This is a genomic window from Pseudomonas sp. KBN12P06040 (assembly GCF_037574965.1).
GTDB classification, from domain to species: Bacteria; Pseudomonadota; Gammaproteobacteria; order Pseudomonadales; family Pseudomonadaceae; genus Pseudomonas; species Pseudomonas aeruginosa.
Genome location: NZ_JBBELS010000001.1, coordinates 5,103,846 through 5,117,693 on the forward strand (window position 1 = coordinate 5,103,846; position 13,848 = coordinate 5,117,693).

11 protein-coding genes are annotated in these 13,848 nt (G+C 66.9%); 1 reads left to right on the forward strand and 10 read right to left on the reverse strand.

Translation table 11 applies throughout. The annotated features are described in order from the left end of the window. Positions 1–5: 5 nt before the first annotated feature. From fumC to pmbA, 3 genes are all read right to left on the reverse strand, one after another. Complete coding sequence (gene fumC / locus VQ067_RS24085) at positions 6–1,382, reverse strand: class II fumarate hydratase FumC (RefSeq protein ID WP_003098863.1); 1,377 nt, start codon at positions 1,380–1,382, stop codon at positions 6–8. Then, the gene (locus VQ067_RS24090; protein ID WP_003094374.1) at positions 1,375–1,770 is read right to left on the reverse strand and encodes a hypothetical protein; all 396 of its coding nucleotides are present in this window, start codon (positions 1,768–1,770) and stop codon (positions 1,375–1,377) included. Before VQ067_RS24090 ends, fumC begins: the two co-directional genes overlap by 8 nt. 147 nt (positions 1,771–1,917) lie before the next feature. Further along, positions 1,918–3,267, reverse strand: a complete 1,350-nt coding sequence (gene pmbA / locus VQ067_RS24095) for a metalloprotease PmbA (protein WP_317951614.1) — start codon at positions 3,265–3,267, stop codon at positions 1,918–1,920. Positions 3,268–3,365: 98 nt separating this feature from the next. Here pmbA and yjgA point away from each other — a divergent pair, with 98 nt between their 5' ends. Next, positions 3,366–3,890 (forward strand): ribosome biogenesis factor YjgA, encoded by a 525-nt coding sequence (gene yjgA, locus VQ067_RS24100; protein WP_003094378.1) that lies wholly within the window; start codon positions 3,366–3,368, stop codon positions 3,888–3,890. 30 nt (positions 3,891–3,920) lie between these two features. Here the strand turns inward: yjgA and tldD are convergent, their stop codons facing one another. The 7 genes from tldD to mreC all read right to left on the reverse strand — a co-directional run bounded on the left by tldD (position 3,921) and on the right by mreC (position 13,829). Further along, a complete protein-coding gene (tldD, locus tag VQ067_RS24105) occupies positions 3,921–5,363 on the reverse strand; it encodes a metalloprotease TldD (RefSeq protein WP_003134783.1) in 1,443 nt (480 codons plus the stop codon). A 2-nt stretch (positions 5,364–5,365) separates the two neighbouring features. Then, positions 5,366–6,214: a carbon-nitrogen hydrolase family protein gene (locus VQ067_RS24110; RefSeq protein WP_003094382.1), complete on the reverse strand. Its 849-nt coding sequence runs from the start codon at positions 6,212–6,214 to the stop codon at positions 5,366–5,368. 49 nt (positions 6,215–6,263) lie between these two features. Next, positions 6,264–10,094 (reverse strand): YhdP family protein, encoded by a 3,831-nt coding sequence (locus VQ067_RS24115; protein WP_033990685.1) that lies wholly within the window; start codon positions 10,092–10,094, stop codon positions 6,264–6,266. Positions 10,095–10,108: 14 nt separating this feature from the next. Then, on the reverse strand, positions 10,109–11,566 hold the full coding sequence (gene rng, locus VQ067_RS24120) for a ribonuclease G (RefSeq protein ID WP_003094386.1): 1,458 nt from the start codon (positions 11,564–11,566) through the stop codon (positions 10,109–10,111). 33 nt (positions 11,567–11,599) lie between these two features. Beyond that, positions 11,600–12,205 carry a Maf family protein gene (locus VQ067_RS24125; RefSeq protein ID WP_003145924.1) on the reverse strand — a complete coding sequence of 202 codons (606 nt, stop codon included), beginning with the start codon at positions 12,203–12,205 and terminating at the stop codon, positions 11,600–11,602. A gap of 89 nt (positions 12,206–12,294) precedes the next feature. Then, positions 12,295–12,789, reverse strand: a complete 495-nt coding sequence (gene mreD, locus VQ067_RS24130; protein WP_003094389.1) for a rod shape-determining protein MreD — start codon at positions 12,787–12,789, stop codon at positions 12,295–12,297. Continuing rightward, entirely contained in the window at positions 12,789–13,829 is a 1,041-nt protein-coding gene (mreC, locus tag VQ067_RS24135) for a rod shape-determining protein MreC (RefSeq protein WP_071533941.1), read from the reverse strand. The genes mreD and mreC overlap by 1 nt, the downstream gene beginning before the upstream one ends. Between the last annotated feature and the right edge of the window lie 19 nt (positions 13,830–13,848).

Below are 13,848 nucleotides of genomic sequence, written 5' to 3' on the forward strand. Positions count from 1 at the left end.
CGGCCTCAGAGGCCGCCAGCCGTGAGTTTTTCCGGATCCAGCAACACCTCCAGGCGCGCACGGTCCAGATCGGTGTTTTCCAGCGCCACATCGATGATCGGCCGTCCCTCGCGATAGGCCTGCTTGGCGATTTCCGCAGCCTTCTGGTAGCCGATGATCGGGTTCAGCGCGGTGACCAGGATCGGGTTGCGCGCCAACGCCTCGCTGAGCTTGCCCTGGTTGACCTTGAAGCTGGCGATGGCCTTGTCCGCCAGCAGCCGGCTGACGTTGGCCAGCAACTGGATGCTGTGCAACAGGTTGTCCGCCACCAGCGGCAGCATCACGTTCAGTTCGAAGTTGCCCGATTGGCCGGCGACGGCAATGGCGGCGTCATTGCCGATCACCTGGGCGGCGACCATCGCGGTGGCCTCCGGGATCACCGGGTTGACCTTGCCGGGCATGATCGAGGAGCCTGGTTGCAGCGCTTCCAGCTCGATCTCGCCGAGCCCGGCAAGCGGCCCGGAGTTCATCCAGCGCAGGTCGTTGGCCAGCTTCATCAGGGTCACGGCCAGGGTCTTCAACTGGCCGGACGCAGCGACCGCCGTGTCCTGCGAACCGATCAGGGCGAAGAAGTCGTCGCCGGGGCGGAACGCCAACCCGGTCAGGTCGTTCAGCTCCTGGCTGAAACGTTCGGCGAACCGCGGATGGGCGTTGATCCCGGTGCCCACCGCGGTGCCGCCCTGTGCCAACTGCTGCAAGGCAGGAAGTACGCTCTCGATGTGCACGCCAGCCTGTCGCACCTGCTGCGCCCAGCCACCGAGCACCTGGCTCATGCGTACCGGCATCGCATCCATCAGGTGGGTGCGGCCGGTCTTCACATAGGCATGCACTTCGCCGGCCTTGCTCTGGATAGTCTGCTCCAGGTGGCGCAGCGCCGGCAGCAGGCGTTCGCTGATCTCGAGGGCGGCACTGATGTGGATGGTCGAGGGGATGATGTCGTTGCTGCTCTGCCCGCAGTTCACATGGTCGTTCGGATTGACCTTGCCGCCCAGGCGGCGACTGGCCAGGGTCGCCACCACTTCGTTGGCGTTCATGTTGGAACTGGTGCCGGAGCCGGTCTGGAACACATCCACCGGGAAATGCTGCATGAAGTCCTCCTGCAGCAACTGCAGGCAGGTCTCGGCGATCGCCTCGCCCATCGGTGCATCCAGTTGCTGCAGGGAGACGTTCGCCCGCGCTGCCGCGGCCTTGGCCAGCAGTAGGGCGCGGACGAAGGCCTGGGGCATGCGCTGGCCGCTGACCGGGAAGTTGTTCACCGCGCGCTGGGTCTGGGCGCCATAGAGGGCGGTCGCCGGGACCGCCAGTTCGCCCATGCTGTCGCGTTCGATGCGGGTGTCAGTCATCTTGGTTTCCTTGTTGCGGGTGATCGAAGCTCATCGACGGCGCCAGGTCCTGCCTGGCCATTCGTACGGAGAGCTGGCGCAGCCGTCGCCGCTGGCTGCCGTTGGTGGTCAATCGCTGAAGTTCACAGAGGGGCCGGTAGGCGTAGTCGAGGCAGAGGCTGCGCCAGTGCCAGGGCAATATCGGATCGCGACCGGTATCGAGCAGGAGGTTGTAGGCTTTCTCGAACAGCGGCCAGGCGGCCACACCTTCCCAACCGGCGAGATAGCGCGCCTCGCCGAGGTACTGGTCGAGCAGGCGCGGTTCGTCGGGATCGAGCGCGCAGCGGATCTGCGTGCCCAGCCAGTACCAGTGATCCAATGCTTGCGGGTCGTGCGCCTCGAAGGACATGGCAACCTCACCAGACGATAATGAGATTGATTATTGTTTTCTTCTTGGCAAAAGACAAGCATGGTCCCCATAGAGGCGGACAATCGAACAGGCGGAAACGAAAACGCCAGCGACGAGCGCTGGCGTTCTACAGAGGGAAACCCGGCCTCAGCGCCCGGCCACCATCATCGACTCGACCAGTACAGAACCGGTATGCAGGTTGCCGCGCCGTTCGATGTCCTTGCCGACCGCGACGATACGGCGGAACAGGTCGCGCAGGTTGGCGGCGATGGTGACTTCCTGGACCGGGAACTGGATCTCGCCGTTCTCGACCCAGTAGCCGGCGGCGCCGCGGGAATAATCGCCGGTCACCAGGTTGACGCCCTGCCCCATCAACTCGGTGACCAGCAGGCCACGCCCCATCCGGCGTATGAGAGCGGCCTGGTCCTCGTCGCCATGGCTGACGAACAGGTTATGCACGCCGCCGGCGTTGGCCGTGCTCGGCAAGCCGAGCTTGCGCCCGGAATAGGTGCCCAGGACATAGGACACCAGCTCGCCGTTCTCGACGAATGGCTTGGCGTAGGTGGCCAGGCCGTCGCTATCGAAGCTGGCGCTGCCGAGCGCGCCGACCAGGTGCGGCCGCTCGTCGATGCTCAGCCACTCGGGAAACAGGCGCTGGCCCAGCGCGCCTTCGAGGAAGGATGACTTGCGATACAGGCTGCCGCCTGAGATCGCCCCGAGGAAATGGCCGAACAGGCCAACAGCGATTTCCGGAGCGAACAGCACCGGCACTTCGGCGGTCTGCACCGGCCGCGCGCCCAGTCGGCTGGCGGCGCGCTCGGCGGCGCGCCGGCCGATCGACTCGGCGCTGGCCAAGGCCTCGCCACGGCGGTTGACGTCATACCAATAGTCACGCTGCATCTGTCCTTCGCCCTCGGCGATCATCACGCAGCTGAGGCTGTGCCGGGTGCTGGCGTAACCACCGATGAAACCGTGGCTGTTACCGTATACCCGGCAGCCCTGGTGGGTATTCAGGGTGGTGCCGTCGGCCTTGGTCACCCGCTTGTCGGCGGCGAACGCCGCTGCCTCGCAAGCCAGGGCACGTTCCACGGCCTGCTCGGGACTCAGGCTCCATGGATGATAGAGGTCCAGCTCGGGCAACTCGCGGGCCATCAACGCGGCATCGGCGAGACCGGCGCATTCGTCCTCGGAGGTATGGCGGGCGATCGCCAGCGCCGCCGCCACCGTCTCGCGGATGGCCGCCTCGCCGGTCGCCGAGGTGCTCGCCGAGCCCTTGCGCTGGCCTGCGTAGAGGGTGATGCCGAAACCTTGGTCACGGTAGAACTCGACGGTTTCCACCTCGCCCTGGCGCACGCTGGTGGACAGGCCCTGCTCCAGCGACACCGCCACTTCGCAGGCACTGGCGCCCTGGCGGCGGGCCTCGGCGATGATCTGCTCGACCTGCTCGCGAAGGTCCGGAAGCACGGAGGGACCGACTGCCGCGGCATGTAGACTCATCTGTTGACTCTCCTGTTGACGTGGCCGCCCACGCGGCCGGGCCGGACAAGCGGCCCCTGACTCGTTATCATGGCGGCGTTTTCCACTGGACCACCACCATGGCTGAATTTCACGACGACGACTCGCAATTCGAAGAGAAGAGCAAGTCGCAGATCAAACGCGAGCTGCATGCCCTGCAGGACCTCGGCGAGCGCCTGACCACCCTGCAACCGCAGTTGCTGGAGCGCCTGCCGCTCACCGACCCGCTACGCAAGGCGCTGCTCGAGGCGCCGAAGCACAAGGCGCACATCGCCCGCAAACGGCATATCCAGTACATCGGCAAACTGATGCGCGACCAGGACGTGGACGCCATCGTCGCCCTCATCGACCAGGTGGACTCCTCCACCCGCCAGTACAACGAACGTTTCCATGCCCTCGAACGTTGGCGCGACCAGTTGATCGCCGGCGGCGACGCAGCGCTCGACGCCTTCGTCGGGGAGTTCCCCGAGTGCGATCGCCAGCACCTGCGCGGCCTGGTCCGCCACGCCCAGCACGAGGCCGCGCACAACAAACCGCCGGCCGCCGCACGCAAAGTGTTCAAGTACATCCGCGAACTGGACGAAACCAAGCGCGGCCTGCGCTAGGTTTCGCCGCGCCGGCGCCCGGGCCATGCCTCAGGCGCCGGTGCCGCCGACGGTGATCGCATCGATCTTCAGGGTCGGCTGGCCGACGCCGACCGGCACCGACTGACCGTCCTTCCCGCAGGTTCCCACGCCACTGTCCAGGGCCAGGTCGTTGCCGACCATGGACACCCGGCTCATCGCTTCCGGACCGTTGCCGATCAGGGTGGCGCCTTTCACCGGGGTGGTGATCCTGCCGTTCTCGATCAGGTAGGCCTCGCTGGTGGAGAACACGAACTTGCCGCTGGTGATATCGACCTGGCCACCGCCGAGGTTGGCGCAGTAGATACCCTTCTCCACCGAGGCGATGATTTCCTGCGGATCGCTCTCGCCGGCCAGCATGTAGGTGTTGGTCATGCGTGGCATCGGCAGGTGCGCGTAGGACTCGCGGCGGCCGTTACCGGTGCGCGCCACGCCCATCAGGCGGGCGTTGAGCTTGTCCTGCATGTAGCCCTTGAGCACGCCGTTCTCGATCAGCACGTTGCAGTTGCTCGGCGTGCCTTCGTCATCCACGCTCAGCGAGCCGCGACGCCCGGCCAGGGTGCCGTCGTCGACGATGGTGCACAGGCTCGAGGCGACCTTTTCGCCGATCCGGCCGCTGTAGGCGGAGCTGCCCTTGCGGTTGAAGTCGCCCTCCAGGCCGTGGCCGACCGCTTCGTGGAGCAGGACCCCGGACCAACCCGCGCCCATCACCACCGGCAGGGTGCCGGCCGGCGCGGGAATCGCCTCGAGGTTGACCAGCGCCTGGCGCAGGGCCTCGCGGGCGTAGCCCATGGCACGATCTTCCTGGAGGAAATAGCGATAGTCGGTGCGACCGCCGCCGCCGTGGCCGCCGCGTTCGCGTCGGCCGTTCTGTTCGACGATCACGCTGACGTTGAAACGCACCAGCGGACGAATGTCGGCGGCCAGCGAACCGTCGCTGGCCGCTACCAGGATCTGCTCCCAGACGCCGGCCATGCTCACCGTGACCTGCTGGATGCGGGGATCGAGCGCACGGGTAGCGGCGTCGATCTGCTTCAGCAACTCGACCTTCTCGGCACGGCTGAGCACGTCCAGCGGGTTCTCGCCGGCGTACAGGCGAGCCGGCACCACGGCCTTGAACGCCTGCACACTGCCGTTCTGTCCCGCACGGGAAATCGAACGGGCCGCCACCGCGGCCTGTTTCAACGCCTCGGCGGTGATCGCATTGCTATAGGCGAAGCCGGTCTTCTCGCCCGACTGCGCGCGTACCCCGACGCCCTGGTCGAGATTGAAGCTGCCTTCCTTGACGATGCCGTCCTCGAGCATCCACGACTCGGAGACCTGGCTCTGGAAATACAGGTCGGCGGCATCGATGCCCGGGCCGTTCAGTTCATGAAGAATGCCGGGCAGGCTGTCCAGCTCCAGACCACCGGGGGCCAGCAACTGCTGGCTGACGGATGACAACAACTCGCTCATATTCACTCCGTACGCGCCGGCCGCGGTTCGGCCGGCGGGAAAAATCGTCTGTGCGCCACCACCGGCATGCGCCGGCGGATATCCGCCTGTTCTGCGGCGTCGCGCGCCGCCAGCAGCACCGCTTCGCCCTGCGGCCGCTCGGCCAGGACCCGGCCCCAGGGATCGACGATGGCCGAATGGCCGAACGTCTCCCGGCCCCGTGGGTGGACGCCACCCTGTCCGGCCGCCAGCAGGTAGCACTGGGTCTCGATGGCGCGGGCGCGGACCAGCACCTGCCAGTGCGCCGCGCCAGTCACCGCGGTGAACGCCGACGGCGCCGTGATCAGCTCTGCGCCGGCCTCGCGCAGCGCGGTATAGAGTTCCGGAAAACGCAGGTCGTAGCAGACCGTCAGGCCAAGGCGACCGACCGGCGTATCCGCCACCACGATCTTCTGACCGAAAGCATAGTCGTCGGATTCACGATAGCGGCCCCGCGCATCGGCTACGTCCACATCGAACAGGTGCAGCTTGTCGTAGCGGGCAACCCGTTCTCCATGCTCGTCGATCAGCAGCGAACAGGCATTCGCCTTCGCCTCGGGTTGCCCCTCCGGCGGCAGCGGCAGCGTTCCAGCGACTATCCACAACCTGAGGTCGCGAGCGGCGGAATTCAACCACGACAGGATCGGCCCGTTCCCCCGCGCCTCGGCGCGCCCCAGTTCGGCCAGGTCGCGCCGGCCCATGGCGGCGAAGTTTTCCGGCAACACGGCGAGCCGCGCCCCACCCTCGGCGGCCTGTTCCAGCAGGCGACGGGCGGCGGCCAGGTTGGCCGTCACGTCGTCCTGGCTGACCATCTGGATCACGGCAATGGACATGATTTCCTCCTCGCGGACGAAAGCGCCGCGTCGCGGCACCGGGCGCCGCTCAGCGGGGCTTCTCGAATGGCTTGTCGAAGCTGATCTTCGGATCCTGCCAGGGGCCCTTGACGCTGTATTGCACGCTGGCGAAGCGCGAGACCCGGTCGCCGAGCAGCTTGTCGACGACGAAGACCGCGCCACCGACCGCCGGACCGCCGACTATCAGTGCCGCCAGGGTCAGGTTGTTGGTCAATGGCAAGGTCACCAGCAGCTTGGCGTCGACCCGATCGTGAGCCAGGTCCAGGGTACCGTTCAACTCCAGGTTGCTCGACGGCCCTTCCAGCTTCAGCGGCTCGCGGGTGATGTAGACGCCGTCGGTGGCGGAGAGAACCCCCTTCACCCGGTCATAGCTCAGTCCCTTGCCGAGGATGTCCGAGAAGTCCAGGCGCAGCCGGCGGTTGATCGCGTTGAAATTGAGCAGGCCGAACACTCGCAGCGCCTGGGCGCTGCCTTCGACCTCGACGAACTGCCCCTTGCGCAGCGATGCATCCATGCTGCCGCTGAAGCGCTTCAGAGCCATGTAGGCCGGCGATCCCGGCCACTGGCCGTTGATATCCATGCGGAAACGTTCGCTGGTGGCGCTCGGCGCGAAATTCCAGGCCTTGAGCACATCCGCCAGGTTCTTGCCCTCGATCCGTCCCTGGTAGGTGCTGCGGGTATTGCCCGGACTGCCGTCCCAGCGCAGGCTGCCATTGACGTGCAGGCCACGCAGGTCGAGGTCCAGGTCGTTGAACGCCACGCCGTTGCTGCCCGGCCGTACCTTCAGGCTCCAGGCGCCCAGCGGCTGGCCGCCGAGGGCGACCTGGCCGATCTTCACGTCTACCGCCGGCAGGCTGCGCGGATCGACGGCGGCCAGCGGGTCCGAATCCTCCACCTTGTTCTCGTCGGGAAGGGTCGACTTCGGCAGGTTCAGGCGGTCCAGATCGACCACGATCGGCGCGCCCCTGGCATCCGGCAAGACCAGACGCCCCGATGCGAGGTCGCTGACCAGCACCAGTTGCCAGGCCCGCTCCTGGCGGGCCAGGTCGACGGTCAGGTTCTTCAGCTCCTGGCCGAAGCCCTTGAAGCTGTCGATGCGCAGGTCGGCGCCGCGCAGCAGGCCCGCAGCGCTACTGGCAGCCTGGTCGCCATTGCCGTAGCGCTTCAGGGTGGCCTGCCAGGCGTCCCAGTCCAGTTCCGCCAGACGCCCGCGCACCCGCAGCCCCTGTGCCGAGGGCAGCAACGCCGGGTCACCGCCCAGGCGCAGGGCGCCGCGTCCGTTCAGCGGCTTGTCCGCCGGGGCCGCATAGGCCAAGCTGGCGAGGCCGTCGTAACGCGCCCAGTAACGCCGTTCGGCGCCATCCAGGGTCATCCGCCATTGGGTCGGCCGCGCCTGGGCGGCCGTCTTGCCGAACGGCGCCGGCAGGTCGACGACGGCGCCCTTGAGATCCGAATCGATCTGCAACTGGCTGTCCTTGCCATCCAGCAGCAGGTTGAGCTGGAACGGCAGGCGTCCCGAGACCGGTAACGGACGCTGGCCAGCGCCGAGCCAGTCGCTCAGCGACTTGACCGCCACCTGGCCGTTGAGCAGCAAGCGCGTGCGCGCATCGCCGCGCCCCTCGGCGACGATCCGCCCGCGTACCTCGCTGCCCAGCACCCGGGCCTGCACCGCCGGGGCGCTCAGGCCCTTGGCCAGGTCGAAACGGAAGTCGCCCTTCACTTCGCTCATATCCAGCTTCGGACTGGGCATCTTCAGGGTCGCGCCCACGGTGGAGAAATCCACGACCACCCCGGTCTTGCCGGCCTCGTCGTGGTCCAGTGGAATATCCAGCTTCAGGTGGCCCTGCAAGGGCCCGTCGCCCTCCCAGCCGGCGAAGATCTTGCGGGTCGGGATCGGCGCTTCCTGGAGCAGCTTGATGCCGTCCTTCAGGTTACTGTCGACGGCGCCATCCACATACAGGTGCGGCGTCTGTCCCGGCCGGCCGAGAGGTATGTCGACCTTGACGTCGCTGACCCGGGAATTCAGCAGATTCCCGCTGGAGGCCAGCACGCGGACTCCGGAATCCTCGACGAACACCTCGCCGACCGTTTTGCTCAGGGCGGGCCAGCCGGGCTGGTAGGCCAGCTCGCCGTCGCGAACCTTGAAGTAGAGGTTCATGACGTGGGCTTCGGCCGCCGCGCCGCGGTTCAGCGAGCCCTGCCACTGGAAGTAGCCCTGCTCGACATGGCCACTGCGGATCGCCGTCTTCAACCAGTTCGCCAGGCTTTTGTTCATTCCCGGCAACTGGGTCGGCAGGTACTTGGCGGTGAAGCGCGCGTCGCCGTCGCTGAGGCCGACCTGCAGGTCCATGTAGTCTTCAGCGCCGGGATCGCGCATCAGGCGGATCAGCATGTCGCCGGCCAGGCGGCCCTCCTCGCCCTCGACCCGCATCAGATGGCTGCCGAGGGTGAAGGCGCGGTCGTCCAGGCTCCAGAACATCCGCGTGCGAGCCTCGCGGTAGCGCCACGGCTCGGGAAATACCTTGGCCAGGTGCAGCATGAAATCCTGCGCCGATGCGTCGAGCTGGCCTCCGGCCAGGGTGCCGGTCAAGGTGCCGCTGACGTTTTCCACCGCCGGGACCTCATGGAACGCCGAGATACCGACCTTTTCCAGGTTGGTTGCGTAGCTGACCCGCTCGGGCACCTCTCGCTGCGGCCAGAAATCGGCGTTCAGGTTGTGCAGGATGCCCTTCGGCTTCAGGCCCACCACCCACTCCGCCGCCGCGTCCGGCAGCGGCGCCAGCGCTTCTATCGCCGGCACCAGGGGCGTCAGGTCGACGCGGTCGGCCTGCAGCTTCCAGTGTGGCTCGTTGTTCTGCTGGTCGCGACGCAACAGCAACTCCACCTCGCCCCAGCGCTGCTCGCCGAAATTCGCCGCCAGGTCGCCGACCCGAACCTTCCAGCCCTGCGCTTCGCGATCGAAGAACAGGTTCATGCCCAGGTCGTTGATTTCCACCGGCTTGCGCGCGGCATACGAGGCCTTCAACTGCGGCGCCAGCAGCCGTGCCACCAGCCGTTGCGCCTTGCCGTCGCGCCAGTCGAACCAGAAGTCGCCGCCGGCCTTGGCCCGGGCGATCTTCCATTCCTGGGTCAGACCGGCCGGCAACCATTGCGCCCAGTCGCTCTGCGGCAGGCTGAGATAGAACCTGGCGCTGCTGCGCGGCCAGTCCTCGCTGTCGATCCGCCCTTCGGCGTGCAGCGCCAGAGGTTGGCCGTCCGGCAGTTGCAGGCGGGCATCGAGACTCTGCCCACCAACCGATGAACTGCGCAGGGTCGCGCCGACCGCGCTGAGCGACAACGCTGCGCTTCCCCGCGGCGCCACCTCCAGTTGACTGTCCAGCAGCGAGATGCGTTGGGTCTGCAGCAGGAATTGCAGGAGCTTCCGGGGATCGCTGGGCTTGTCACTGTGCGGCAGGCCATCCAGGCTCCACTGGCCATCCTCGCCTTCGCGCAGGGTCAGCTTGAGTCCCTCCAGCTCCAGGCTGCCGATCCGCACCTGGCGCGCCAGCAGGCTGCCGAGCAGGTCCGGCGCCAGCCGCACCCGCGCCAGGCGCAGACTCTGTTCGCCGTCGCCGACCTGGATGTCGCGCGCCACCACCAGAGGCTCGAAGCCGCGCCAGGAGCCCGTCAGCTCGGCAATCCGCACCGGTATGCCGAGTTGCTTGCCAGCTTCGTCCTCCAGCTGCTGGCGGTATTCGGCCACCAGCGGCACCAGTTGCCGGCCAAGGCTGACGTACAGCGCCAGCAGCACCAGTACCAGGGCGCACAGACCCAGGACGATCCGTAGCAGTCGCGTTCCGAGGCTTCCCACATCCGCCATTTCAGCCATACGCCTCAGAGCAGGACCACGTCATATTGCTCCTGCGAGTACATCGCCTCGACCTGGAACTTGATGGTGCGGCCGATGAACGCCTCGAGATCGGCGACGTTGCCCGACTCCTCGTCGAGCAGCCGGTCCACCACCTTCTGGTTGGCCAGCACCAGGTAGGAGTCGGCCTGGTAGGCACGCGCCTCGCGGAGAATCTCGCGGAAAATCTCGTAGCAGGTGGTTTCCGCAGTCTTCAGCATGCCGCGTCCCTGGCAGCAGGGGCACGGCTCGCAGAGGATCTGCACCAGGCTTTCGCGGGTGCGTTTGCGGGTCATCTGCACCAGGCCCAACTCGGTGATGCCGATGATGTTGGTCTTCGCGTGGTCGCGCTCCAGTTGCTTCTCCAGGGTGCGCAGGACCTGCCGGCGATGCTCCTCGTCCTCCATGTCGATGAAGTCGATGATGATGATCCCGCCCAGGTTGCGCAGGCGCAGTTGGCGGGCGATCGCGGTGGCCGCCTCGAGGTTGGTCTTGAAGATGGTTTCCTCGAGGTTGCGATGGCCGACGAAGGCGCCGGTGTTCACGTCGATGGTGGTCATCGCCTCGGTCGGATCGACGATCAGGTAGCCGCCGGACTTCAGCAGTACCTTGCGCTCCAGGGCTTTCTGGATTTCGTCCTCGACGCCGTAGAGATCGAAGATCGGTCGCTCGCCCGGGTAGTGTTCGAGGCGATCGGAAATCTCCGGCATCAATTCTTCGACGAAGGAAGTGATCTTCTGGAAGTTCTCTCGCGAGTCGATGCGGATCTTCTCGATCCGCGGGTTCACCAGGTCGCGCAGGGTACGGATCGCCAGGGACAGGTCTTCGTAGATCACCGAAGGCGCACCGACGGTCTGGATCTGCGCGGCGATCTGGTCCCATAGCCGGCGAAGGTAGCGGATGTCGGCGAGAATCTCGTCCTCGCCCGCACCTTCCGCGGCGGTGCGCAGGATGAAGCCGCCCTGTCCCTCGATGCCTTCCGCCGCCACGCAGTCGGCCACCACCTTCTTCAGGCGCTCGCGCTCGACTTCGTCCTCGATCCGCAGGGATATCCCGACATGGCTGGTGCGCGGCATGTACACCAGATAGCGCGAAGGAATCGACAGGTGGGTGGTCAGCCGTGCGCCCTTGGTGCCGATCGGATCCTTGGTCACCTGCACCACCAGCGCCTGCCCCTCATGGACCAGGGCACTGATGCTTTCCACGGCGCTGCCTTCGCGATTGGATATCTCGGCGGCATGGATGAACGCCGCACGTTCCAGGCCGATGTCGACGAACGCCGCCTGCATCCCCGGCAGTACCCGTACCACCCGCCCCTTGTAGATATTGCCGACGATGCCGCGCCGCTGGGTGCGTTCGACATGCACTTCCTGCAGGACGCCGTTTTCCACCACCGCCACGCGCGACTCCATCGGCGTGATATTGATCAGGATCTCTTCGCTCATGCGTCCACTGTCCTTATTTCGGCGCGTTAGGCGTTACGGCGGGTTGCCACCCACGGGCTGCCAGCAAGGGATGCCGAATTCCCTCAACAGTTCCGCAGTTTCACACAAAGGCAGCCCGACCACCGCACTGTAACTGCCTTCGATGCGACTGACGAATATCGCCCCGAGGCCCTGGATCGCATATCCGCCTGCCTTGTCCGCCGGCTCGCCGCTCTGCCAGTAGCGCAGCGCTTCTTCCGGAGCGACCTGGCGGAAGCGCACCCGGCACTCCACCACCCGCGCCTCGACGCCGCCAGCGGCGGCCAGGGCCACGGCGGTGAGAACCTGGTGTTCGCGCCCGGACAGCGCAGCCAGCATGGCCAGCCCGTCGGCCTGGTCCACGGGCTTGCCGAGAATTCGCCCGTCGATCACCACCGAGGTATCCGCGCCCAGGACACAACCGTCCTCGCCGCGCCCTTCCAGCATAGCCAGCCCGGCGGCCGCCTTGCCGCGCGCCAGGCGCTCGACGTAGGCGGCGGGCGCTTCGTTCGGCAAGGGGGACTCGTCGATAGCGGTGGCGAGCACGGACAGCGGCACGCCGATCTGGGTCAGCAGTTCACGGCGACGGGGCGAGGCGGAGGCGAGATACAGCGACGGCATGGAGGCTCCCGGGAAACGCGTCGGGCGATGCGCCGATCACCCGTTTCGAAGAATGACGATATCCGCCGCAGCATAGCTGCGAAGCGGACCTACCTCACGTTGAGACGCAGGCGGACGAACTGCAGCAGGGCGTACACCCAGGGCCAGAGCAGCGCGCTGACCAGGGCCGGGAGCAGGAAGGTCAGGGTCGGCGGACGATTGCCGGTCAGGGCGTTGAGCCAGAGCTGGAGCAGCTGCGCCAGGCCGTAGACCACCACCAGCACCAGGCACTGCTGCCAGGCCGGGAACATGCGCAGGCGCTGGTGCAGGGACAGCACGAGGAAGGTGATCAGGCCGAGGATCAGCGCGTTCTGCCCGAGCAGGTTGCCGTAGAGCACGTCCTGGGCCAGGCCGAGCAGCCAGGCGGTGACCATCCCGACGCGCTCGGGCAGCAGCAACACCCAGTAGGTCAGCAGCATCGCCAGCCACAGCGGGCGGCCGATCTCGGTGAAGGTAGGCATCGGCGCTACGGCCAGCACTAGCCCGACCAGCAGGCTCAGCCAGATCACCCAGACATTGTTCGAACCTTGAGTCGCGCGAGCCATCAGCGGCGCCCCCCGTTCGCCGCCGGAGCGGCAGGCTGCGTGGGAGCTGGCGCGGGCGCGGCGGCGGGCTGCTGCGCAGCGCCCTGGGCTGCCGGGGTGGCCGGCGACGGCGCGGCGGCCGGTTGCGCGGCAGGCTGGGGCGCCTGGGCGCCGGCGGCGGCTTTCTTGTCCGCCTCTTCCTGGGCCTCGGCGGCGTCGTTGGCGCGCTGTTCCGGGGTGCGGCTGTCGCTGAACACCAGCAGCACGTAGCGGCTACGGTTCATCTTCGCGGTCGGCACCGCGCGCACCACGGCGAACGGCTGGCCGGAATCGTGGATCACTTCCTTGACCGTGGCCACCGGATAGCCGGCGGGGAAGCGTTGCCCCAGGCCGGAGCTGACCAGTAGGTCGCCTTCCTTGATGTCGGCGGTGTCGGCGACGTAGCGCAATTCCAGGCGCTCGGGATTGCCGGTGCCGACGGCGATGGCGCGCAGGCCGTTGCGATTGACCTGCACCGGGATACTGTGGGTGGTGTCGGTGAGCAGCAGGACCCGCGCGGTATAGGGCATCACCTCGACCACCTGGCCCATCAGGCCGCTGGCATCGAGCACCGGCTGGCCGACGAAGACGCCGTCGTTCTCGCCCTTGTCGATCATGATGCGTTGGGTGAAGGGGTTCGGATCGACGCCGATCAGCTCGCTGACCAGTACCTTGTCGTCGACCAGCGCGGCGGAATTGAGCAGCTCGCGCAGGCGCACGTTCTGCTCGGTGAGCGCGGCGAGTTTCTGCACCCGGCGCTGCATCAGCAGGGACTCGGCCTTGAGGCGTTCGTTCTCGGCGATCAGCTCGCTACGGCTGCTGAACTGGTCGCGCACGCCTTCCCAGGCGCGCACCGGCATTTCCGCCAGGCCGTAGAAAGGCGTGAGCACCATCCCCAGCTTGCTGCGGACGGGCTCCAGATAGTCGAACCGGGCGTCCACCACCATCAGGCTGACCGACAGCACGGCCAGCACCAACAGGCGAACGCCCAGCGACGGGCCTTTGGAGAATAGCGGTTTGATGATCCGCTCCTAGGCGACG

Coding starts and splice junctions, on each gene's coding strand:
- fumC (WP_003098863.1), bottom strand. CDS start 1,382: ATGACTGACACCCGCATCGAACGCGACAGCATGGGCGAACTGGCGGTC.
- VQ067_RS24090 (WP_003094374.1), bottom strand. CDS start 1,770: ATGTCCTTCGAGGCGCACGACCCGCAAGCATTGGATCACTGGTACTGG.
- pmbA (WP_317951614.1), bottom strand. CDS start 3,267: ATGAGTCTACATGCCGCGGCAGTCGGTCCCTCCGTGCTTCCGGACCTT.
- yjgA (WP_003094378.1), top strand. CDS start 3,366: ATGGCTGAATTTCACGACGACGACTCGCAATTCGAAGAGAAGAGCAAG.
- tldD (WP_003134783.1), bottom strand. CDS start 5,363: ATGAGCGAGTTGTTGTCATCCGTCAGCCAGCAGTTGCTGGCCCCCGGT.
- VQ067_RS24110 (WP_003094382.1), bottom strand. CDS start 6,214: ATGTCCATTGCCGTGATCCAGATGGTCAGCCAGGACGACGTGACGGCC.
- VQ067_RS24115 (WP_033990685.1), bottom strand. CDS start 10,094: ATGGCGGATGTGGGAAGCCTCGGAACGCGACTGCTACGGATCGTCCTG.
- rng (WP_003094386.1), bottom strand. CDS start 11,566: ATGAGCGAAGAGATCCTGATCAATATCACGCCGATGGAGTCGCGCGTG.
- VQ067_RS24125 (WP_003145924.1), bottom strand. CDS start 12,205: ATGCCGTCGCTGTATCTCGCCTCCGCCTCGCCCCGTCGCCGTGAACTG.
- mreD (WP_003094389.1), bottom strand. CDS start 12,789: ATGGCTCGCGCGACTCAAGGTTCGAACAATGTCTGGGTGATCTGGCTG.